24 protein-coding genes are annotated in these 21,652 nt (G+C 58.0%); 19 read left to right on the forward strand and 5 right to left on the reverse strand.

Features of this window, described 5'->3' with window-relative positions; all coding sequences use genetic code 11:
* Window positions 1–641: 641 nt before the first annotated feature.
* The 13 genes from ISG32_RS01725 (at window position 642) to ISG32_RS01785 (ending at window position 13,188) form a co-directional block, all read left to right on the forward strand.
* Window positions 642–1,241, forward strand: a complete 600-nt coding sequence (locus ISG32_RS01725) for a YqgE/AlgH family protein (protein WP_194769288.1) — start codon at window positions 642–644, stop codon at window positions 1,239–1,241.
* A gap of 12 nt (window positions 1,242–1,253) precedes the next feature.
* The gene (ruvX, locus tag ISG32_RS01730) at window positions 1,254–1,676 is read left to right on the forward strand and encodes a Holliday junction resolvase RuvX (protein ID WP_194769289.1); all 423 of its coding nucleotides are present in this window, start codon (window positions 1,254–1,256) and stop codon (window positions 1,674–1,676) included.
* Complete coding sequence (gene pyrR / locus ISG32_RS01735; RefSeq protein ID WP_194769290.1) at window positions 1,673–2,251, forward strand: bifunctional pyr operon transcriptional regulator/uracil phosphoribosyltransferase PyrR; 579 nt, start codon at window positions 1,673–1,675, stop codon at window positions 2,249–2,251. Before ruvX ends, pyrR begins: the two co-directional genes overlap by 4 nt.
* A 2-nt stretch (window positions 2,252–2,253) precedes the next feature.
* Window positions 2,254–3,216 (forward strand): aspartate carbamoyltransferase catalytic subunit, encoded by a 963-nt coding sequence (locus tag ISG32_RS01740; RefSeq protein WP_194769291.1) that lies wholly within the window; start codon window positions 2,254–2,256, stop codon window positions 3,214–3,216.
* 28 nt (window positions 3,217–3,244) lie between these two features.
* The gene (locus ISG32_RS01745) at window positions 3,245–4,540 is read left to right on the forward strand and encodes a dihydroorotase (RefSeq protein WP_194769292.1); all 1,296 of its coding nucleotides are present in this window, start codon (window positions 3,245–3,247) and stop codon (window positions 4,538–4,540) included.
* Window positions 4,541–4,641: 101 nt separating this feature from the next.
* Window positions 4,642–5,343: a lysophospholipid acyltransferase family protein gene (locus ISG32_RS01750; RefSeq protein WP_228529525.1), complete on the forward strand. Its 702-nt coding sequence runs from the start codon at window positions 4,642–4,644 to the stop codon at window positions 5,341–5,343.
* Between the two features lie 69 nt (window positions 5,344–5,412).
* On the forward strand, window positions 5,413–5,817 hold the full coding sequence (gene arsC, locus ISG32_RS01755; RefSeq protein WP_228529526.1) for an arsenate reductase (glutaredoxin): 405 nt from the start codon (window positions 5,413–5,415) through the stop codon (window positions 5,815–5,817).
* Between the two features lie 237 nt (window positions 5,818–6,054).
* Window positions 6,055–7,494 carry a phosphatase domain-containing protein gene (locus ISG32_RS01760; protein WP_194769294.1) on the forward strand — a complete coding sequence of 480 codons (1,440 nt, stop codon included), beginning with the start codon at window positions 6,055–6,057 and terminating at the stop codon, window positions 7,492–7,494.
* A 29-nt stretch (window positions 7,495–7,523) separates the two neighbouring features.
* Window positions 7,524–7,928 carry a roadblock/LC7 domain-containing protein gene (locus ISG32_RS01765; RefSeq protein WP_194769295.1) on the forward strand — a complete coding sequence of 135 codons (405 nt, stop codon included), beginning with the start codon at window positions 7,524–7,526 and terminating at the stop codon, window positions 7,926–7,928.
* A 194-nt stretch (window positions 7,929–8,122) separates the two neighbouring features.
* Window positions 8,123–9,658 carry a DegQ family serine endoprotease gene (locus tag ISG32_RS01770; RefSeq protein WP_194769296.1) on the forward strand — a complete coding sequence of 512 codons (1,536 nt, stop codon included), beginning with the start codon at window positions 8,123–8,125 and terminating at the stop codon, window positions 9,656–9,658.
* 100 nt (window positions 9,659–9,758) lie between these two features.
* Window positions 9,759–10,418 carry a response regulator gene (locus tag ISG32_RS01775; RefSeq protein WP_194769297.1) on the forward strand — a complete coding sequence of 220 codons (660 nt, stop codon included), beginning with the start codon at window positions 9,759–9,761 and terminating at the stop codon, window positions 10,416–10,418.
* The gene (locus ISG32_RS01780) at window positions 10,415–11,791 is read left to right on the forward strand and encodes an ATP-binding protein (protein WP_194769298.1); all 1,377 of its coding nucleotides are present in this window, start codon (window positions 10,415–10,417) and stop codon (window positions 11,789–11,791) included. Before ISG32_RS01775 ends, ISG32_RS01780 begins: the two co-directional genes overlap by 4 nt.
* A gap of 11 nt (window positions 11,792–11,802) precedes the next feature.
* Complete coding sequence (locus tag ISG32_RS01785; RefSeq protein WP_194769299.1) at window positions 11,803–13,188, forward strand: phospholipase D-like domain-containing protein; 1,386 nt, start codon at window positions 11,803–11,805, stop codon at window positions 13,186–13,188.
* Window positions 13,189–13,208: 20 nt separating this feature from the next.
* On the opposite strand, the gene ISG32_RS01790 is transcribed toward ISG32_RS01785, so the two are convergent.
* On the reverse strand, window positions 13,209–14,153 hold the full coding sequence (locus ISG32_RS01790; RefSeq protein ID WP_228529527.1) for a pirin family protein: 945 nt from the start codon (window positions 14,151–14,153) through the stop codon (window positions 13,209–13,211).
* 269 nt (window positions 14,154–14,422) lie between these two features.
* Here ISG32_RS01790 and ISG32_RS01795 point away from each other — a divergent pair, with 269 nt between their 5' ends.
* Window positions 14,423–14,713 carry a hypothetical protein gene (locus tag ISG32_RS01795; protein ID WP_194769300.1) on the forward strand — a complete coding sequence of 97 codons (291 nt, stop codon included), beginning with the start codon at window positions 14,423–14,425 and terminating at the stop codon, window positions 14,711–14,713.
* Window positions 14,714–14,766: 53 nt separating this feature from the next.
* Here the strand turns inward: ISG32_RS01795 and ISG32_RS01800 are convergent, their stop codons facing one another.
* Window positions 14,767–15,300: a DUF4124 domain-containing protein gene (locus ISG32_RS01800; protein ID WP_194769301.1), complete on the reverse strand. Its 534-nt coding sequence runs from the start codon at window positions 15,298–15,300 to the stop codon at window positions 14,767–14,769.
* A 549-nt stretch (window positions 15,301–15,849) separates the two neighbouring features.
* Between ISG32_RS01800 and ISG32_RS01805 the strand changes: the two genes are divergently transcribed.
* The gene (locus ISG32_RS01805; protein WP_194769302.1) at window positions 15,850–17,007 is read left to right on the forward strand and encodes a site-specific integrase; all 1,158 of its coding nucleotides are present in this window, start codon (window positions 15,850–15,852) and stop codon (window positions 17,005–17,007) included.
* A 46-nt stretch (window positions 17,008–17,053) separates the two neighbouring features.
* A complete protein-coding gene (locus ISG32_RS01810) occupies window positions 17,054–17,365 on the forward strand; it encodes a hypothetical protein (RefSeq protein WP_194769303.1) in 312 nt (103 codons plus the stop codon).
* 74 nt (window positions 17,366–17,439) lie between these two features.
* On the opposite strand, the gene ISG32_RS01815 is transcribed toward ISG32_RS01810, so the two are convergent.
* Window positions 17,440–18,810: a relaxase family protein gene (locus tag ISG32_RS01815; protein WP_194769304.1), complete on the reverse strand. Its 1,371-nt coding sequence runs from the start codon at window positions 18,808–18,810 to the stop codon at window positions 17,440–17,442.
* An 11-nt stretch (window positions 18,811–18,821) separates the two neighbouring features.
* Complete coding sequence (locus ISG32_RS01820; RefSeq protein WP_194769305.1) at window positions 18,822–19,259, reverse strand: hypothetical protein; 438 nt, start codon at window positions 19,257–19,259, stop codon at window positions 18,822–18,824.
* Between the two features lie 268 nt (window positions 19,260–19,527).
* On the opposite strand from ISG32_RS01820, the gene ISG32_RS01825 reads away from it, so the two are divergent.
* From ISG32_RS01825 to ISG32_RS01835, 3 genes are all read left to right on the forward strand, one after another.
* Window positions 19,528–19,818: a hypothetical protein gene (locus tag ISG32_RS01825; protein ID WP_150728782.1), complete on the forward strand. Its 291-nt coding sequence runs from the start codon at window positions 19,528–19,530 to the stop codon at window positions 19,816–19,818.
* A 1-nt stretch (window position 19,819) separates the two neighbouring features.
* Window positions 19,820–20,791 carry a glycoside hydrolase family 3 N-terminal domain-containing protein gene (locus tag ISG32_RS01830; protein ID WP_191624848.1) on the forward strand — a complete coding sequence of 324 codons (972 nt, stop codon included), beginning with the start codon at window positions 19,820–19,822 and terminating at the stop codon, window positions 20,789–20,791.
* 270 nt (window positions 20,792–21,061) lie between these two features.
* Window positions 21,062–21,232: a hypothetical protein gene (locus ISG32_RS01835; protein ID WP_194769306.1), complete on the forward strand. Its 171-nt coding sequence runs from the start codon at window positions 21,062–21,064 to the stop codon at window positions 21,230–21,232.
* 26 nt (window positions 21,233–21,258) lie between these two features.
* Here the strand turns inward: ISG32_RS01835 and ISG32_RS01840 are convergent, their stop codons facing one another.
* Window positions 21,259–21,549 carry a hypothetical protein gene (locus tag ISG32_RS01840; protein WP_194769307.1) on the reverse strand — a complete coding sequence of 97 codons (291 nt, stop codon included), beginning with the start codon at window positions 21,547–21,549 and terminating at the stop codon, window positions 21,259–21,261.
* Window positions 21,550–21,652: the final 103 nt, after the last annotated feature.

Consider the following 21,652-nt stretch of genomic DNA (forward strand, 5'->3'; position numbering starts at 1 on the left):
TGTGTGCTGGGGTTGAGGGCGGAGGCCGGGAGTTCCGCCCGGCGGCGGAGTAACTTTTTGGTCTTGCCCAAAAAGTCACCAAAAATGCGTTTTTGAATACCCGCGGCAGAACTCACTTCGCGCTTCGCGCTCCGTTCGGGCAACCGCCGCGAGTCAGTGTTTTCACAAGAGGAATGTTCGGCACTTCGCTTCGCTCGTGCCGCGCATCTCGCGACTTCGCGAGATGCTGGGGTGCCAGCGCTGCGCGATTTTTGATTTGCTCGCTGAATCAACGTCACTCAAAAGAGCAGCGGGCATGGGTCGTCCAACCCAACTTTGCAAGCACCCCGGCACGAGCGAAGCAAAGTGCCGCAGCACCTCTTATTGAACATCTAGCTCGCGGCGGTTGTCCGAGCGGAGCGACGCAGTCGCGCAGCGAGTTCTGCCGCGTGACCCCGAATTAGAAAGCGCGTTTTGGATTACTTTTTGCGCGCAAGCAAAAAGTGATTGCCCCGCCGGGGGCAGTCCCGGCCTCCGCCCTCAAAAAGACCCCCACAACAAAACAACCCACCCCAAGCGAGGGGACAAAAGAGGGGAGAGCAAGAACCCCCCATCACCCCCGTTCCCGAGTCAACTCCCGGAGCACCGGTAAAATACCGGCCATGCCTCTAGACCCCGTGCCCATGAACCTGACGAACCACTTCCTGATCGCCATGCCGGGCATGGAGGACTCGTCATTCACCAAGAGCGTCATCTACCTGTGCGAGCACACGGAGAAAGGCGCTCTGGGCCTGATCATCAACAAGCCCTCCGACATCAATCTGCAGGGCCTGCTGGCCAAGGTGGATCTGTCGCTCGGGCGCGATGACCTGACGGACGAGCCCGTGTTCCAGGGCGGTCCGGTGCAGACCGAGCGCGGCTTCGTGCTGCACGATCCGATGGTCGCTTCGAACGAGGAAAAGAGCGAATCGGCCTATGCGTCCACCATGCAGATCGATGGCGGGCTCGAGATGACCACTTCCAAGGACGTGCTCGAAGCGCTTTCCACGGGCGCCGGTCCGCGCCGGGTGCTGGTCACGCTGGGGTATTCGGCCTGGGGTGAAGGGCAGCTCGAATCCGAGCTGGCCGAGAACGCCTGGATCACGGTGAGCGCCGACGAGCGCATCATCTTCGATACGCCCGTCGAGCAGCGCTACGACCGTGCGCTGTCGCTGCTGGGGCTGCAATCGTGGATGCTCACGCATCAGGCCGGGCACGCCTGATCGAGCGGCGGCATGTCAGTGACCGATCAGCAACCCACCGTTCCGGCGCAGTTCCAATCCTTTCTTGCTTTTGATTTCGGGCTCAAGCGCACCGGAGTCGCCGTTGGCACGCGCATGCTGCGCAGCGCCTCGCCGCAGGGCACGATCAAGGCCGAGGGCGAGGCCGCGCGCTTTGTCCAGGTGGCTGAGCGCATCCGCGAATGGCAGCCCGACGCGCTGGTGATCGGCGTGCCGTATCACCCCGATGGCGCGCCGCATGAGAACACCGCGCGTGCGCTCAAGTTCGGGCGTCAGCTGCGTGGCCGCTTCGGCCTGCAGGTCTTTGAAGTGGATGAGCGCTACAGCACGACCGAAGCCATCGCCTCCGGGGCGAAGGACGCGGACGCCGCGTCGGCCTGCATCATCCTTGAACAGTTTCTGAGGAATCTTCCATGAGCAGCAACGCTACTTCGACACCGTCCGCAACACCGGGCTCCACCTCGACGACGACCGCCGCTGGCGGTCATCTCACATTGGATGCCGAGGCGCTGTACCGCGAACTGCTGCGCGGCGTGCGCAGCATGCGCGGCGCCAACACCCATCTCGCCGGCGTCGCCTCCGGCGGCATGTGGCTGGCGCAGCGTCTGCAGAAGGATCTGGGGCTGGATGGAGAGGCGGGCGTGCTGTCTTCCGCGCTGCACCGTGATGATTTCGCAAGCCGCGGTCTCGCATCGAGCACCAGCTCGGTGCTGCCGTTCGACGTGAACGGTGCCGACATCATCCTGCTCGATGACGTGCTCTACACCGGCCGCACCGTGCGCGCCGTGATCAACGAACTCTACGACTACGGTCGTCCCGCCTGCGTGCGTCTGGCGGTGCTGGTCGATCGTGGTGGCCGCGAGCTGCCCATCGAAGCCGCATTTGCGGCGGCGCGTGTGGCGCTGCCTGCCAACCAATCGCTGTCGCTTGCGCGTGTGCAGGACAGCGGTGCATTTTCTTTCGAAGTCAAAGTCAAAGACAAAGAGGTCTGACGGTGCTTTACAAGCGCAATCCCCAACTCAACAAGAACGGTGAGCTGATTCACCTGCTCTCCACCGAAGGTCTGCCCAAGGACATCATCACGCATATCCTGGACACGGCTTCCAACTTCGTGAGTGTCAACGACCGCGAAGTGAAAAAGGTCCCGCTGCTGCGCGGCAAGAGCGTGTTCAATCTGTTCTTCGAGAACTCCACGCGCACGCGCACCACGTTCGAGATCGCGGCCAAGCGGCTCTCGGCCGACGTGTTCAATCTCGACATCGCGCGCAGCTCGGCGAGCAAGGGCGAGTCGCTGCTCGACACCATCGCCAACCTGTCCGCAATGGCGGCCGACATCTTCGTCGTGCGCCACAGCGAGTCGGGCGCGCCGTACCTGATCGCGCAGCACGTTGCGCCGCACGTGCATGTGGTGAACGCCGGTGACGGCCGTCACGCGCACCCCACGCAGGGGCTGCTCGACATGTACACGATCCGCCACTACAAGAAGGATTTCTCCAACCTCACCGTGGCCATCGTCGGCGACGTGCTGCACTCGCGCGTGGCGCGCTCGGACATCCACGCGCTCACCACGCTTGGCGCGGCCGAGGTGCGCGTGGTGGGTCCGCGCACGCTGGTGCCATCCGATCTTTCGCAGATGGGCGTGAAGGTCTTCCACAGCCTCGAGGAAGGCATCAGGAACTGCGACGTGGTGATCATGCTGCGCCTGCAGAACGAGCGCATGAGCGGCGCGCTGCTGCCATCGAGCCAGGAGTATTTCAAGAGCTTCGGCCTCACGCCGGAGAAGCTGCGTCTGGCCAAGCCCGACGCCATCGTCATGCATCCGGGGCCGATCAACCGTGGCGTGGAGATCGACTCAGCCGTGGTCGACGGGCCGCAGGCCGTGATCCTGCCGCAGGTGACCTTCGGCATCGCGGTGCGCATGGCGGTGATGTCCATCGTCGCGGGCAACGAAGCGTGACGGCGGGCGAGAAGGGCAAGAGAACATCATGAAGCTACTCATTCAAAACGGCCGCGTCATCGACCCGGCAAGTGGTCTCGACAAGGTCTGCAACATCGCGATCGCTGCGGGCCGCATCATCGCGATTGACCGCGAACCCAAGGACTTCACGCCAAGCCGCGTGATCGACGCCAAGGGCTGCTATGTGCTGCCGGGCCTGGTCGACCTGGCGGTGCGCCTGCGCGAGCCGGGCCACGAGCATGAAGGCATGCTCGAATCCGAAATGGGCGCGGCCGTCGCGGGCGGTGTGACCAGCCTGGTCTGCCCACCCGACACCGACCCAGTGCTCGATGAGCCGGGCCTGGTCGAGATGCTCAAGTTCCGTGCGGAGAAGCTGCATCAGGCACGCCTGTTCCCGCTCGGTGCGCTGACGCGTGGCCTCAAGGGCGAGGAACTCACCGAGATGGCCGAGCTCACGGAGTCGGGCTGCGTCGGTTTCAGCCAGGCCGATGTGGCGCTCAAGAGCACGCAGGTGCTTCAGCGTGCGCTGCAATACGCTGCGACCTTTGGCCACACCGTGTGGCTGCGTCCGCAGGAGCTGTACCTTGGTGGCGGTGTGGCGGCCAGTGGCCCGCTCGCGACGCGTCTGGGGCTCTCGGGCATTCCGGTGGCGGCCGAGACGATCGCGCTGCACACCATCTTCGAGCTGCTCAAGTCCACGGGCGCACGCGTGCACCTGTGCCGCATCTCGAGCGCCGCGGGCATTGAGCTCGTGCGCCAGGCCAAGGCCGACGGCCTGCATGTGACCTGCGACGTGAGCATCAATTCGCTCAGCTTCACCGACACCGACATCGGCTACTTCGACAGCAGCGCGCGTCTCACGCCGCCGCTGCGCCAGCAGCGCGACCGCGATGCACTGCGCGCCGCGCTGGCCGATGGCACGGTCGATGCGCTGGTCTCCGACCACACCCCGGTGGATGAGGACGCCAAGGTGCTGCCGTTCGCCGAGGCCGAGCCCGGTGCGACCGGCGTCGAGCTGCTGCTGTCCGCCGCGATCAAGTGGTCGCAGGACGCGGGCGTGCCGCTTGCGCGCGCGCTCGGCGTCATCACCAGCGAACCTGCGCGCGTGCTCGGCGGATCGCTCGGCACGCTGCAGGCGAGCGTGGGCCGCATCATCGAGGGCGGCGTGGCCGACCTCTGCGTGGTCGATCCGGCCGCGTCGTGGGTGGTGGAGCCGCAGGCGCTGCGCAGTCAGGGCAAGCACACGCCGTTTTCGGGCTATGAGCTTCCGGGCCGCGTGAAAAGCACGCTGGTCGGCGGCCAGCTCGCATTCGAGCGCGCCTGAGTCGCCCGCGACGCAAACGCGCGAGCAGCACGGCAACAAATATTCTGCGAGGCAATCCATCGATGTGGAGATGGGCGTTGGCCATCTGGCGATGTCTGCGAATGGCGTTCCATGCGCTGCATGGACTGCTGGTCGTGCTGCTGCGCTTTCCGCGTCTCACGCAGGAGCAGCAGCAGGCGCGGGTGCAGGCCTGGGCGCTGCAGATGCTCGCCTGCGCCGGCATCACGCTCGAAGTGCGCGGCACGCCGGTGCTGCGCGGCCCGGTGCTGATGGTGGCCAACCATCTCTCGTGGCTCGACATTCCGGTGCTGCATGCGGCGCGTTACTGCCGCTTCATCTCCAAGTCCGACGTGCGCGACTGGCCCATCGTCGGCACGCTCGCGACGGCGGGCGGCACGCTCTACATCGAGCGCGCATCGCGCCGCGACGCGCTGCGCATGGTGCAGAGCATGCACGACGCGCTCGAGCAGCGCGAGGTGCTGGCCGTGTTCCCCGAGGGCACGACGGGCGATGGGCGCGAACTGCTCCCATTTCACGCCAACCTGCTGCAGGCCGCCATCAGCGCGCAGGCGCCGGTGCAGCCCGTGGGCTTGCGCTTTGTGGACAAGAGGAGCGGCGAGATCAGTTACGCGCCGAGCTACATCGGTGACGAGACTCTGCTGGGCTCGATCTGGCGCACGCTGGCCGCGCCGCCGCTGGTGGCCGTGGTGCATTACGGTGCGCTCGAAAGTCCCGAAGGTCAGGATCGCCGCACCTGGAGCCAGCACCTGCACGCCCGTGTCGACGAACTCCGCAGGAATTGACGCTTCAGATTGCAGGCGCGTTTCAAGATTCGGGCGGCTCATTCCGCGAGCGCGGCAAAAGCGCGGGGCATGCATACACTTGCGCGCATGAACAACACGCTTTCATCCTCCACTTCCGCAGATTCCTTCACGATTTACCACAATGCCCGCTGCAGCAATTCGCGCGGCGCGCTCGCCATCCTGCGTGAACGCGGCGTCGAGCCTGAGATCATCGACTACATCGCGCATCCGCTGTCGGTGCAGCAACTCGAAGCGCTGATCGGGAAGCTGGGCGTGCCGGTGCGCGAGGTGATGCGCACCAAGGAAGACCTCTACAAGCAGCTGAAGCTCGATGCGGACACGGCAACGGACGCACAGCTGCTGGAGGCCATCGCCGCGCATCCCGTGCTGCTCAATCGCCCCATCGTGGTCCATGGAGAGCGTGCGCTGCTGTGCAGGCCGCCAGAGCAGGTTTTGCATTTTTTCGAAAACTGATACTGTTTGATTTATTTGTAAACAATAGTGATAACCCTATGTTTTAGTGTGGCGTCGTAAGGGGCGGGACAGACTGTTTTGAAAAAATCAATACAATTTGATTGAAATAGTTACCAAACTAACAATATTGAGACAAAGGTCTCGTGATGAAAGGCTGCATCACGCGGCATTGCCGGATCGCGCTGTCACAAACTGAACGCGACCAGACCTTGAGCTGAACAACACACTGGAACAAGAATGCAAAGCAACGACTGCTTGGTGGTCACGGAATTCGGCGCCGCCTTTGGCTCCAAGGTAGTGCTGGCGGATGTGGAATTCACACTCGCGAGAAACACCATCACCGTGCTGATGGGGCCATCCGGTTCGGGCAAGTCCACCATCCTGCATTCGCTCGCCGGCACCTATGCCGGTCATCCCCGCTACCGCTCGTGGGGCCAGATGCAGTATCTGGATCGCCCACTTGCCGAAGACAACCGTCCGCAGCTCGTGCAGCAGCACGTGCGCGTGGTTGCGGGCACCGTGCAGGATGCGCTCGTCGAGCATGTGCGCGAGAAGCTCAGCCTCTCGCCCGTGGCGTTGCGCGAATGGTGCGTGGAGTACCTGCGCGAAGGGGGATTCCCCGATCTCGAATCGCTGCTCGACCAGCCGTTCACCGAACTGAGCGACGTGCAGATGCGTGCGGTTGCCATCCTGCGCGAAGCCGCGCCGCAACCGGCGCTGCTGCTGATCGACGAGCCCACCGCCGAGCTCGACGACTACGACGCGTTTCTGCTCGTGGACCTGATGCGCCAGCTTGGGCGCAAGATGTCGCTGCTCGTGGTCACCCACAACCAGAAGCAGGCGCGCCGTCTCGCGCACCGCGTGATTCTGGTGGCCGGCGGTCGCATTCAGGAGGCGCGCAGCGCCGAGGACTTCTTCAACGCGCCGATCACCGAAGCGGCCGCGCAGTTCATCCGCACCGGCAACTGCGCCGTGGCGTCGCTCGATGCCGATCCATCGACGCTGGCCGACGGCGTGCCCGCACCGGCGCCGTTGCCCATAGAGGCGCTTGCGAATCAGGCGGCTGAACCCGAGCACGTAGCTGGCCACGAAGCCGCCCATGAGGCGGTGTACGAAGCTGCACCCGTGGTCTCCATCTCGCTGCCGGGAGCATTGCCGACATTGAACGAGGCAGCGCAGATCGCACCCGCTTCGATGGCTTCGTCGAGCGGCCCGACCGGCTTTCTCTGGGTCGTGCCCGGAACGCTCGCGGGTGCCGCGATGCCCGGCATCGTGGACGACATGGACCACGATCTCGCGTTGCTCAAACGCGTGGGCATCACCACGCTCATCACGCTGACGGAGCGCGACATCGATCAGGATGCGCTTGCGCGTCACGAGCTCAAGAACGTGCACTTGCCGGTGTACGACCGCGAGGCCCCAAGCCTCGGCCAGATCCAGATGCTGCTCAAGCGCATGGAGATTCTGGTGGGCCGCGGTGAAGTGCTGGCCGTGCATTGCCTTGGTGGCCTTGGCCGCACGGGCACCGTGCTCACCGCATGGCTGATCCGCGAAGGCTTGACGGCTCAGGAGGCGCTGCGTCGCGTGCGCCTGCTCGATCCACGATATGTGCAAAGCGCCGAGCAGGAGGCGTTCTTGCAGCAGTACGAAGAGTTGATCCTGCAAAAAATCATTTGAATTCAATTTTCTGACATCGGAGTTTTGGTATGAGTTTTGACGACGCTTTGAACAAGGCGGCCGCGGGCGTGCCCGAGTGTGTGGCAGCGGGTTATGTGGACGTGGCATCCGGCATGCTGCTGTCGCTGAAGACCGTGGATTCCCACCCGCGTCAGGTCATCGACCTGCTGGCCGCAGCCACCGCCGACATGTTCAACGGACCCAACGTAAGCACCATCGAGCGCATGTTCAAGAAGGCCCGTGGCCTGCAGGACGATGGTTATCACTACTTCCAGGAAATCATCGTGAACAGTGAAAACCTGATCCACGTGTTCCTGCGCGGCAAGATCAATCCCGAATACGTCGCCGTCTTCGTCTGCCGCAAGACCGCCAACCTCGGCATGGCCCTGACCAAGGCGCGTCTGGCGATGCCCGCGCTGGAGGCCGCGTTCTGAACGTCAGATTCTTCAGATGAATGGCATCACCGTTGAAAACAGGAAAGAGACTTCCGCAAGGAGGTCTTTTTTTTGACTGGGCAGTTGCAGCCTCAAGTGGCAAGAAAGCCCTAAGTCCGGCTTAAGTATCCGTCGTCAAACTTGCTTTCCATGGAACTCCGGTAGAGGTCCGAGCAGAGGAAAGGTTGGTTGAGATGAATACGATTCTGAAGACGCCGCGTGGCCTGGTTGCGGCGCTGTTGGCGGCGGGGGTGATCGGCGGCGCTGGTGCGGGCCTTGCGACCGCGCACTTCGCGAGCGCGCAACAGGCGACTGTGGCGACGACGGCTGCGACGGCGGCGATCCCCGCAGGAATGCCCAGCACCGCTGCATTGCCGAGCTTCGCGCAAATCACCGCGCAGTACGGTCCGGCGGTGGTCAACATCAGCGTGAGCGGCACGCGCCATGCGGGGGCGGATGACGACGGGGATGATGACGCGACGCCCGCTGCGGCGCAGCGCCAGCAGGGCATGGATCCCAACGATCCATTCTATCAGTTCTTCCGCCAGTTCGGTCTGCCGGCGCCAGGCATGCAGCAGCGCCAGGCACCGCGCGACGTGCCCGTGCGCGGAGAGGGATCGGGTTTCATCGTGAGTGCGGACGGTCTGGTGCTGACCAACGCGCATGTGGTCAAGGATGCGGATACGGTGACGGTGAAGCTCACGGATCGCCGCGAGTTCAAGGCCAAGGTGTTGGGCGCCGATCCCAAGACCGATGTGGCGGTGCTCAAGATCGACGCCAAGGATCTGCCGACGGTGAAGCTCGGCGACACACGGGCGATGAACGTGGGCGACTGGGTGCTGGCGATCGGCTCACCGTTCGGTTTTGAAAACAGCGTGACGGCGGGTGTCGTCAGCGCCAAGGGCCGCTCGCTGCCGGACGACAGCGCGGTGCCGTTCATCCAGACCGATGTGGCGGTGAATCCAGGCAATTCGGGTGGCCCGCTGTTCAATGCGCGCGGCGAGGTCGTGGGCATCAATTCGCAGATCTACAGCCGCTCGGGCGGGTATCAGGGACTGTCGTTCGCGATTCCGATCGAGGTGGCGTCCAAGGTGCAGCAGCAGATCGTCGCCACCGGCAAGGTCGAGCACGCCAAGCTGGGTGTGGCGGTGCAGGAGGTGAACCAGACGCTGGCCGATTCGTTCGGCCTCGACCGGCCCGAGGGCGCGCTGGTCTCCAACGTCGAGAAGGGTGGTCCAGCCGACAAGGCGGGGCTTCAGTCCGGCGACGTGATCCGCAGCGTCAACGGTCAGAAGATCGTGGCCTCTGGTGATCTGCCGGCGGTCGTCGGCATGGCCATGCCCGGCGCGAAGCTCGACATGGAGGTGTGGCGTCAGGGCAAGCGCGAACAGCTCTCGGCCACGTTGGGCAACGCCAACGACAAGGCCGCCAAGGTGGCCAGCAACGACGGTGACAAGGCAACTCGCGGCAAGCTTGGTGTGTCGCTGCGTCCGTTGCAGCCCGGCGAGCTCAGCCAAGCGGGTGTGGATGCGGGACTGCTGATCGAGCGCGCGCAAGGCCCTGCGGCCAAGGCCGGCATTCAACCCGGTGACGTGCTGCTGGCCGTCAACGGCACGCCTGCCAAGGATGTGGAGCAGGTCCGCGAGGCCATCGCCAAGGCGGGCAAGTCGGTGGCGCTGCTGGTGCAGCGGGACGGCTCGCGCATCTTTGTGCCGGTGCAGTTAGGATAAGCGGCACTGCTGCGCTTTGAAGATCAGGCCCCGCAGTCATTGAACTCGGGGCCTTTGTTTTGTTTCTCTCATTCGGTATTTGAAAGGCAATCCTCACACCATGCGCCTGCTGCTCGTAGAAGACGACACCATGATCGGCGAGGCCGTGCAGGATCTTCTGCGCGCGGAGCACTACGCTGTCGACTGGGTGCGTGATGCGGAGACGGCCGACACGGCGCTGCGCACCCAGAGCTACGATCTGGTGCTGCTCGATCTGGGGCTGCCGGGGCGGGACGGCCTGTCCGTGCTGCGCGACATGCGCACGCGCCGGGACCGCACGCCGGTGCTGATCGCGACCGCGCGCGATGCGGTGGCGCAGCGTGTGCAAGGGCTCGATGCCGGGGCGGACGACTATCTGCTCAAACCCTATGACATGGACGAACTGCTCGCACGCATGCGGGCGCTCATGCGCCGCGCTGCGGGCCGGGCAGAGCCCAGCTATGAGCACGAGGGCGTGCGGATCACGCCCGCCACGCGCGAGGCGACGGTGGGCGGGCAGCCCGTGACGCTGTCCGCACGCGAATGGGCGGTGCTGGAGTCGCTCCTGGCACGCCCCGGCGCCGTGCTCTCGCGCCAGCAACTCGAGGACAAGCTCTACGGATGGGGTGACGAGGTGAGCAGCAACGCGGTGGAGGTCTACATCCATGGCCTGCGCAAGAAGCTCGGGGCGGGGCTGATCATCAACGTACGCGGCGTCGGCTACATGGTGCCGAAATCATGAAATCCGTGCAGCACTGGCTTCCCACGTCCTTAGGCAAGCGGCTGCTGCTGTTCATCTGCGCCGCAATTGTCCTCACGGCCTTGCTGCAAGGCGCTTTCGCGTACCGCAATGCGTTGGCGCAGACCGACACGCTGTTTGACTACCAGATGCAGCAGACGGCGTTCGCGCTGCGCGCAGGGTTGCCGGTCGATGCCAAGGGCAGGGCGCAGGGCACTCCGGCGGAGGACGAGAATCACGAGTTCATCGTGCAGGTCTGGACCAATGAAGGCTTGCGCATTTTCGAGTCGGCGCTCGGTGCCGCGTTGCCACAGAACGCGGTGCTGGGATTTGCCGACGTGCCCGCGCGCGGCAAGCTCTATCGCGTGTTCTCGCTGCAGACGCGATCGCAGGTGATCCAAGTGGCGCAGGACATGCGCGTGCGCCGCGTGCTGGCGCGCGATGCGGCGTGGCGCAGTCTTTTGCCGATTGCACTGCTGGCGCCGCTGCTCGCGCTGGCCGTGTGGTGGGTGGTGCGCACCTCGCTCGCCCCGGTGCAGCGCGTGCGCACCGAGATCGCGTCGCGGCGTCCTCACGATCTGTCGCCGGTCGCCATGGAGGGGCTGCCCGATGAAGTGCGCCCGCTGGTCAACGAACTCAACGAACTGCTCGCGCGCATGCAGGGTGCGTTCGAATCGCAACAGCATTTCGTCGCCGATGCAGCGCACGAGCTGCGCTCTCCGCTTGCCGCGTTGCGCCTGCAGGTGCAAGGCCTGCAGCGCGCGCCGGACGAGGCATCGCGCGCGCAGGCTGCGACGCGCCTGATGTCCGGCATTGACCGTGCGACGCGTTTGGTGGAACAGCTCATGGTGCTCGCCCGGCAGGAGGAGCGCGCCGCATCCGGTAGCGACCTGGTGCCTGTGCGACTCGACGAACTGGCCGTGCAGGCCGTGGCCGATGCGGCGCCGCAGGCAGCGCTGGGGCACATCGATCTGGGGCTGCCTCATGCCGAGCCGCTCACCGTGCCCGCGCAGGTGGATGCGCTGCGCGTCCTGCTGCGCAACCTGATTGACAACGCGATCAAGTACACGCCCGAGGGGGGAACCGTCGACGTGCGCGTGCAGGCGGATGGCCAGCACGCCCTGCTCATCGTGGACGACAGTGGTGCGGGCATTCCCGCGGAGCAGCGGGCTGACGTGATGCGGCGCTTTCATCGCGCGGCGCAGGAGGGTGCGGCTCAGGTGCAGGGCAGTGGTCTGGGGCTTGCCATCGTCGAGGCGATTGCGCGCGCGCATGGCGCACAGGTGTCGCTTGAAAAAGCTCCCGAGCTGGGCGGTTTGCGTGTCGCAGTGCGCATGCCCGGCGGTCATAATGAACTCGGCGCAACTACTGGCTGATATCTGAACCCATGATTCGCGTTGCTGCTTTTTCCGTCATGAGCCACACGATCTTTGTGGTCGCTGGCTTGCTTGTCTATGTCATGACGACCCGCATCGGGCATCAGCGCAGACCGCCGTCATCGGCCATCGGCTGGGTGGTCAGCATCGTGGCGTTTCCGTACCTGGCCGTGCCGCTGTTTCTCGTGCTCGGTTCGCGCAAGTTGACGCGGCCCCAGCGGCGATTGCACAGCGTAGTGGAGCAGCCTCCTGCGGGCGGCCCGGTGTGGGCCACCCAGTTGCTGGCAAGCATGGAGCTGCCCGCTCCGGCGCACAACGAATCACTCGTCTGGCATGGCGATGGGCCGGCTGCGCTGCAGAGCCTGCTCGCGCTCATCGATGGTGCCCAGCAGCGGCTCGATCTCTGTACCTTCATCTTCGGCAATGACGAGGTCGGCGAGGCCGTGGCCGATGCGCTTGCGAGATGCGCGCAGCGCGGCGTGCGCGTGCGTTTGCTGGTCGATGCCATCGGCAGCATGAAGACCCATCCGCGCGTGTTGAAACGCCTGCGCAAGGAAGGCGTTCGGGTGCGCCGTTTCATGCCGCTCCTGCACAACCCGCGCAAGGGGCGACTCAATCTGCGCAACCACCGCAAGGTTGCCGTGGCCGATGGCGTGCATGTCTGGAGCGGCGGGCGCAATCTCGCGGTCGAGTATTTCTTCAATCAGCCCGATGCACCCGCGTGGATCGACCTGAGCCACGAAGCGCGTGGGGCGCTTGCGGCGCAGGCAGCGGCCCAGTTTGAACAGGATTGGCGCACGGCGAGCGGGCGTGTGAAGCACATCGACGCACCCGTGGCACTTGCACCGGTTGCAACCGAAGGGCCATGCGCGCAATGGGTCGCCACCGGCCCGGATCATGCGGATGACACCGTGCATGCGCTGCTGCTGGCGGCCGCCTATCATGCGCGCAAGCGCATTCTTGCGGTCACGCCGTATTTCGTGCCAGACGACGCGCTGCTCTACGCTTGGTGTATGGCGTGCCGGCGGGGCGTGGATGTGAATGTGGTGGTGCCCGCGCAGTCCAATCACATGCTCGCGGACTGGGCGCGTGGCCGTGCGTTGCGCGAGCTCTGCGCGTCGGGCGGCAAGGTGTGGCTGCTGCCGCAGATGGCGCATGCCAAGGCCGTCGTGATCGACGACGATCTGGCGCTGTCCGGATCGCTCAACCTCGACGCGCGCAGCCTGTTTCTCAACTACGAGGTGATGACCGCGTTCTACTCGCCTGAGCAGGTGCAGTGGCTGGTGCGCTGGTTCGAGCAGCAGATGGCGACGGCCCAGCCGTTCGACGCGAAACAGCCAGGCCTGCTGCGCGACATGGGCGAGGGGCTGGTCCGTTCCGTCGGTTTTCAGCTCTGAACGTGGTTTTCAGCGGCGCATCATTTCGATGCGCGCAGCAACATGCCATCGAGCGACGGCGCGTGCGTGGGCGCTAGCGGCGAGGCGACCGGATTGCCGAAGCGCGATGGCTGCACCGCGTCGCCGCGCAGATGGGCCTCCCATTGCTCGCGGGCTTCATGCACTTCCTGCGAGGTGCGCGCGACGAAGTTCCACCAGATCAGGATCGCCTCGTCCATCGGCTCGCCGCCGATCACGATGAGGCGGCTGTCCGGTGCGCAGGTGATCGCGATACTCTCGGCACCCTGCGGAACGTAGAGCAGCTGCTCGGTCGGCAGGTCTTCGCCGTTCACACGCACGCTGCCGGAAAGCGCCAGCACCGCGTGCTCGAAATCCTTGCGCAGCGGCATCACGGCAGTGGCTTGCGCGGTGGCGTCAGCTGCATGCGCATGCAGATCCACGCCCATGAGCGGCGAATGCACTTCGGCCGGCGAGGTGAGGCCCAGCGCTTCGCCCGCGAGCACCGTCGCGTTGAAATCGCCCACGCGCGTCTGCGGAAGGTCGGGGTAGTGCTGAAAACGTGGCTCGCAAAAGCGATGCGAATCGGGCAGCGCGATCCACAGTTGCGTCGCATGGATATGCCAGGGCTCCTGACTTTCTTCGGAGTGCGCGATGCCGCGCCCCGCCGTCATCAGATTGACTTGGCCGGGACGGATGATCTGTTCGCTGCCAAGGCTGTCACGATGCAGCACCTCGCCGCGAATCATCCAGGTGAACGTTTGAAGACCGATATGCGGATGCGGCCCCACCTGCATGCCGGGCGGCGCGGGGTCGGCGGGACCGGCATGGTCGAGAAAGCACCATGCGCCCACTTTGCGCAGTGCGCGCTGCGGGATGGCCCGATGGATCGGAATGCCGCCCACATCGGCAATGCGCGTGGGCAGATGCTGTGGAAGCTGCGGAGATGTGGCCATTGGTTCGCTCATCGTGACGTCTTCGCTGGTGATGTGAAGGGATTGGAGCCTTGATTCTGATTCCCGGGAGTACCCCGCGCGCAATGCGGGCATTGCCGGGCGTTGGTGCTTGGAAAGTTGGATTTTCAGTCGGTTACAACTGCGCGGGAAGTCTGGAAATCGGCTGACATGTAAGACGGCAGCCGTTGTGTAAGCTGAGCAGTCATGACGCATGAACCGCACGTGCATGGCACCCGCCGCACTGTGGGTGAGTTCAGCGTCGACATTACAGGAGGATTTCAATGAGCGATCAGAACAACCAGCAAGCCAGTGGACAAGTTGAAACGGCGATTGAAGTGCAGCGCTTTCCTGACCACTTCAAGGCCTTGGTGCAGGGCAAGGTCCAGCATCGCGCGGGCGATGGTCCGCTTGAGGAGATCCCCGTGGGCACGGAGGTGCAGGTCGATACGGCGATCGCAAGCTATGTGCTGTCCTGGATCGATCCCGAGGATGATCAACCGGAAACCGTCACGCTGGCCAAGCGCGAGTTCGAGCATTATGTGGACAACGGTGATCTCAAGATCGGCGAATAACGGATTTCTGAAACTATCCAAAGACCACCGACTCGGGTGGTCTTTTTTTTGCGTCAGCGTGCAGGCGGGTTCTGCGGATGTGACTGAGCGTCCTGATGGATGATCACGCGCGTCGGCTCCTGCATCAGTGGCGTGCTGGTTCCGCAGGCCGCATTCACGGTAGTGATGGCCGCGTTGGTGCGCACGCGTTGTTCGGCTTCTCCCAGCGTGCGGATGCTGCTGACGAATTCCAATTCTTTTTTTGCCTGCGCGCATTGCGCCGTGCTGGCCAGATCACGCGGGCCCGGCGCCGGGGCAGCACTGTGCGTCTGCTGCATGTCCAGACGCTGCTGCTCGCGACTCGATTGCGCATCGCGCTGCCTGCGCTCCAACGCTTCATTGGCCTGCGCCCGCTCGCGCTGAATGTCGGCCGCCGAGCGCGCCTCTTCCACCGTCCGGCTGGTCTGGTGTTGCGCACAGGGCGCGTCGGAGTAACTCACCTTGCCGTTTGACCCCGTGCATTGATAGACCTGAGCGTGGGCTGGCAATGAATGGAGCAGCAAGAGAAAGGCCGCTGATGCTATGCGTGTCGCTGAAGCTCGCCACATGAACTGATCTCCCGCATGCCGCCGATGGCGCTGATGAGGACGATGGAAAACCCTGTCTGATGATTCTTCTTCAACGCGCGGGAAGGCAATGTGGTTGTCACTTCAGCGTGATGAATGCCCCATGAAAACCCGCATGTCGGCCAATCCGATGGTGAATCGGTGCGGAAAATGGGGGGACTGCAACGCGAGTTTGTTCCGTGCTGTGCCGCGAACGTGACCGAATTCACGGCGCGCCCAAAGAGGGAAGCGCGTAGCGCGGGCGTTTGGAAAAGGTGGCTGCCGGGCGTTTGCGGCAAGGAATGGAGGGAGGGCCGACATCCGACCTTGTGCCCGGAATCTCGCAGCGATCAGAAACCCGTTGGTTCGATGGCGAAATTCTGGTCCCTCCGACAGGAATCGAACCTGTATCTGACGCTTAGGAGGGAACATCAACAAGTTTGAAAAATCGTTGCACAGCATATACTTACAGTGAATTGGTACGCTATCCTAGCCAAAATGTTCCAAATTTGTTCCAAGTTCCAACTTGGAGGCTAGAAAGGAGTGGCAAGGATGGCAGGTAAGTTGATCACCGAACGGGTGGGCGTCGCTGGCGATGTCTCCTACCTCGTTCGCATACGTGAAAGTGGTGTTGCTGTCAACAAGACCTTCAAGGCCAAGAAGGAAGCGGAGAAGTTCATTCGTGAGGTCAAGAGCAAGATTGATAAAGGTGAGTCTGTGGACATCACCAAAATCAAGAAGCTGACTTTGGCTCAGATTTTTACTGAATACCTCAAGCACAACACCGTGGCTGATGGCAAACGGTATGACCTTGAACGGCTCAAGACTGAGATTGGTAAGGTTGTTCTTGGCAATTTCAAAACAGGCAATTTCTCTCTTTACTTGAAAACCAAGTTGGAACAGCAAGTTCCAGATCAAGCAAAGAAGAAAAAGGCTCATCCTCTTTATGCTGGTCATAAAGTCGTGGATTCAAAAACTGGTCAGTTGGTAAAGAAGACTTATAGCGAAAGCACCATTCGCAAGCTCTACTATGCAATCAAGACTTCTTTGCAGTGGCATGCCAAGCACCACGATTACACATTTGACCGAAAACCTTTTGACGACAATCCACCTCCAAAGGCTTGGATTCCTCGTGATCGGATTCTTGAAGCTGGTGAGCTTGATAGGTTGCTTGAAGCTACCGATAAAATGTATGTAAAACGGGAAGAATGGAAGTGCCTTATCTTGTGGCAATACTATTCTTGCATGCGTGCTGGTGAGAGTCTGCTTATCAAGTGGGATGAAATTCACTTGAATGAAAAAGACCCAAGTCATTCATACATTTTCGTGCCAAAGGAAAACACCAAGATTGCAGATAAGAAAAATGCTGAGGATCGCAAGATTCCACTAAGGCCAGAGTTTTACCACTTCATTGAAGATAGGCTTATGAAGTTGAAGAAGGATGGTCAATCCTTGGTCTTTGGTGACTACTGGCAAAACAGTTCTGTTCTTGCAGCAAGGTTCAAGGTAATTTGCAAGAATGCCAAGGTTGAGAATTTCAAGATTCACGATTTGAGGCATTGTGCTGTTAGCTGGTATTTTGTGAATACCAATTTGACAGACATTGAGATCAGCAAGATTTCAGGTCATATTGAACTGAGCACTTTGAAGCGATATGCCACATTGAGGCACAGCGACATTGGAACAAAACTTTGGGCGAATGTCGCTTGACTTAAATTTTGTACTTCGTATGTTGTTCTCAATAGGAGAATAACTGATGAAGACGAAAAGAAATGGGAAATATAAAATAAGCGATAGAACTATTTGGTACAAAGATGGCCTGCCGCATAGAGAAGGCGGCCCTGCCATTGAATCAAGTTATAGTAAAGAATGGTATTTTGATGGCAAGCTACACCGTGAGGATGGGCCTGCCATTGAATTTTCTTCCGACCAATATAAACGTTGGTTTATAAATGGCATTGAAATGACGGAGGAAGAATTTATCAAATGGCTTGATAAAAAGCAGCTTAATGAGAAACTTCATACCATTCTAGAGCCAAGACCAAAAGAAGAAACTAAGAAAATATAAGCACCTTAGGGTGCTTTTTCTATGCCTGCTTTATTTCTGTGAATGATCCATTCATAGAAATGAAGTAGGAGGGATCAGAGCTTTAACTTCTTACCACTGATGCCATTGAATCGCTCAGACTCCTTGAGCTTCCTAATTCTTTCGGCTGTTTCTTCTGCGCCAATTTCTCTTTCAAGCTGATCTGCTTGAATTTTCATGGCATTAGCTTTGGCTGGGTTTTTCTCATTGGCAATCTTGCTTCTTAAGTCGGCCAGTTGAGCTCTTTTCCCACTGGAGGCACTTGAACTACCTCCCATAGCCATAGACGGCCCAGAAGGAGACTCTCTGGCCTGTGGCTGGTTCGTAGATGGTTGCTGCTGTCTGCTGCTGGAAGGCTCTACAACAGGTTTAGAAGCCTGCTGAGGCTGTGCCATAGGTTGGACCTGTGCAGGCGCTTCCTTGACCTTCTGAGGCTGTTTGAGGGCATTGGTAGAGGTGAGCTTCTTGACATTGGCCTTTGGCCCATATAAGCGATTTTTATTGCTTCTACCGACCATAGGCTTACTGATCAGTTCTTTATTGAACTGCCTTCTTGAATCGGTCAATCTTTTGAGGGTATCGCTGACTTTCTTGAAGTCGGCATCATTAAGCTGCTTTCTGTAGTCAGCACCTTTGGTAAGAAATTCATTTTTTAGCTGCTTGAAATCTGCACCATATTCATAGACTGTGCCTTTCAAACGAAAAGCCTTCTGTGATCCATTCGGCTTCAATGAAATGAACTTGTCATTGACTCTGGTGATTTCTCCAAAATTTTCCAAGTAATCACAAAGTTGCTGTCTGTTGGTGATTTTTCCTTGCAAGACCTGATAGCTGACCTTGTCACTAATGCTGTCTTTATCTGGCTTAGTGGCTCTAATCTGATCAGCAAGTTTGGAATCTGAATAGGGAAGAACCTTCTTCTCAAATTTTGATTCTGATGCCTTCAATGGATTTCTCACAACTTGGTCATAACCAAGCTGATGATTAATATACGCATCAAAGGCATCCTTGAAATCTTCTTTTGCTTGACCGGGTGGAAAAGGGTTGATTCTTTTTCCTGTGGTTAGCTCAGTCAATGGGATGATGTAATTTAATTCAACACGATTTTTATCGGTGTGAATATTCCAAAAATCTGTGAAATTTACACCGTGCTCAAGGCCAGCCATAAAGGTGGCACGGAATGCCTTAACAACTTCAAGGAGTTGTTTATCAGTGGGATGTTCACCTGGTTCAAAGGCTAAGGTACCCGAAACATACTTGTGTTTTCTGTCTATGCTTTCGCAAGCCACAAGACAATCAGTCTCACTTCCAGCAAGAAATCTAGGCTTAGATTTTCTCTCGACCCCTTTGTGATCGTGATCGCCTTTTAGATAGTTAATCGCTTCTTGAACCGAATTCGTGCGATGACCTTGAACAACATTGATCACAAAATCGCACCTTAAATTTTCTTTTTTGGAGAAAATTTTTCTTTGATCTCTTGAATCGCAAGCAATGTATTTTTTAATTCATCTACAAGAAGTTTTGTTTCTTGTTTGGTGAAGTCAGTCTTCAAACTCAATTGCTTTGCAATCTGATTGAGATTTTTTCCTTGCTTGTTTAGTTCGGAAAAATATTTGGCTGCAAGGATTCTATCGTCTCTTTTATTTTCAAAATATAGATCAATTTGATGCTCAGTGCCGCCAAATAATTTATATCTAGCAAACTTTGCCATTGAATTAAAGTCTGTTTTTCTCCATTCATTTTTGAACTTATCAAACTCAAGTGGAGATAAATTAATTTCAAAAGTTTTAGTTCTTTTCAGTCTTGAATCATCATCAGAGCCCGCTTGACCTGGGTGAAGTTTTATTTCTGGCGATGTGTTTTTAATGTCATTCATTGGGATCTTCTCCTTCTTGTTTTTGTAATTTTTTACTAGGGGTCTGGGGGAACCCCAGCAAGAGATACACCATAAAAAGGAGAACCGAGAGGGTTCTCCTGGTATGGTGTGTTTGTCTTGCTTTCTATATTCTTAATTTTAGCAAAGCAAAATTAGATGTCCACCATCAAGGCTGTAACTCGATAGCTGATATTTTCGGAATGGCTCTTGTTTTATCGGTTGGATTTCATATGGTTGATAAAACAGGAGGATCTTTATGAAGGGATGTGTGAAGAAAACTGCTTTCTTACGACAAGAAGATGTTCAATGGATTGACGATTTTTTGATCAGTGCAGGGCTGTCTGATAATTTCGGAATGGTGGTTAGAAATGCAGTAAGTGAGTATGTTCAGAAGAAAAAACAGGCTCGTGCTGCTGTGTACTTCAAGTTCATTGGTGAAGAAAACTGCAAGGCTCTTGAAGAATATGCCATTAAAAATGGAACTGATTTAGAACAAGTGATCAAGGAGGCATTGATCCAAAAATCTAAATATGTTTCCAAATTCAGCAATGGGGATTGAAATGAAAGTGGTCTTCAAGATCAGCTTGGCAGTGCTGTTGGGCCTCTTCCCTTTGCTAGCAAGATGTGAGATTTCCGACAATGACTTAAGAAAGCTCTTTATCATTACAGGGGCTAGCGGGGATGAAAAATACGGTGGAGTTGTTCTTTTCAAAAGTCACTTTGACAAGAATAAGACCGCATGTGCCTACAAGAAATCTCATCCTGAAACTACTATTTTTATAGATCAAGAAGGTGGTAGTGTTGTTCGTATCGCTGATGCCGCTCCACCTTCACCAGCGCAGGCCAGAACGATGAGAGACGCTGATTTCTATGAAGCGGTAAAGAAGTCAGCCAAGAAGCTCAAGAGTGCTTGCATTGATGTGAACCTGGCGCCAGTGGTAGAAGTCAATGCTGATCCTTCCCGCGCCTATGGTGCGGTACCAGAAGAGGCAATCCCCAAAGCCAGAGCCTTCAGCCAGGCCATGCAATCAGAGGGGATTAAAACGGTGCTCAAACATTTCCCAGGTTGGAACGAGCACTGCACCGAGGTAAAGGAACTCAACTCCATCAAGCTGAAGGTTCGTCCTCAAAGTGAAGCTCACAGGTGCAGCGTGCGAGAGGATGAGCGATACCTGTTCACGGAGAAGGTCAAGGTATTCAGTAAAGTGCCGTCTAATGCATGGATGGTTAGCAATACCGTCATTCCTGAACTGGGACCATATCCCAGTAGCATGAACCCAGTGATTCATGATTTCGCTAGAGGCGATATTGGCTATAAAGGCTTGCTGATCTCAGATGCCTTATGGGAGATAGAAGCTAGCCCCAAGGCTGTAGTTATGGCTCTAAAGGTGGTGGATTGGGTTATGGTGGGCTATGCTGCTGATGTAGAAGCTGCTATTCCTTACATAAGAGAAGCACTAAAAAGGGGATTAATCACTGAATCCGAGCTTCAGGCAAAGCTAAGAAGGATTGCTGCATTCAAGGAAAATTGAAATTAACCCGTCTTCATTAATGTCTAGGAAGGACCCGACGAAGCGGTCCTCTTTCCACTCGCGTGATCCACTTGCTTGATTAGAAGTTTTAACTTGCTATTATTAATATATGGCTGGTTGCAAATTACAGCGAACAACGAAACAGCATTTTTTAGTGATATGGGCACAAGACAATGCAACCAAGCCGCCCACAAGTAAAAAAGACTCCCAATAGGAGCCTGTTTCTGTGCTTGCCGAATAGGTCAAGATTTTTGTGCTGCTGGTAAGTTCTTGAGCAACATTGCCAATGCGAAGAATGCACTTGAATTTGGTGAGGCATTGAAAAACCATTCTGACAATGGTGAAAGAATGTCTTCACACATAGCTAGTGAATACAACAAGGTTAAGCAAGAGAAAAAGGATGCCGAACCGCCACAAGTGCCAGTAAACGATCAAGCGTGAAAAAGCACCCGATTGGGTGCTTTTTTTTATGGCGTAAACTTTCCAGTTTTTCTTACTAGAGCGTTTAATAGGTTTATCACTGGTGAGTTCTCGTAGAAGAATTTTATAGCTTCATGAATATCAATATCGTGTGTATTCAGGTCCCCGAGGATACCCTTTAATGCATTTTCAAGCTCTAGTGTGTATGGATAAACATCTGTTCCTAATTCTGTGACGACGACTATATGGGTTTCTTTTGAGTTTTTTGTTAAAATGTATGCGCATATTATTTTAATCTTGCTTGCATCTATTTTTGTTCCCGGAAGAAAATTCCCCATTCTAATTAATCTCCTTGCAAATAATATTAAACAATTCATATGTCAATCTCCTTTTGAGATCAACATATGAGATTCTAAGGCAAAGTCAACAAAAAAGCACCTA

This window comes from Diaphorobacter caeni, from assembly GCF_015354245.1.
In the GTDB taxonomy this organism is placed as follows: Bacteria; Pseudomonadota; Gammaproteobacteria; order Burkholderiales; family Burkholderiaceae_C; genus Diaphorobacter_A; species Diaphorobacter_A caeni.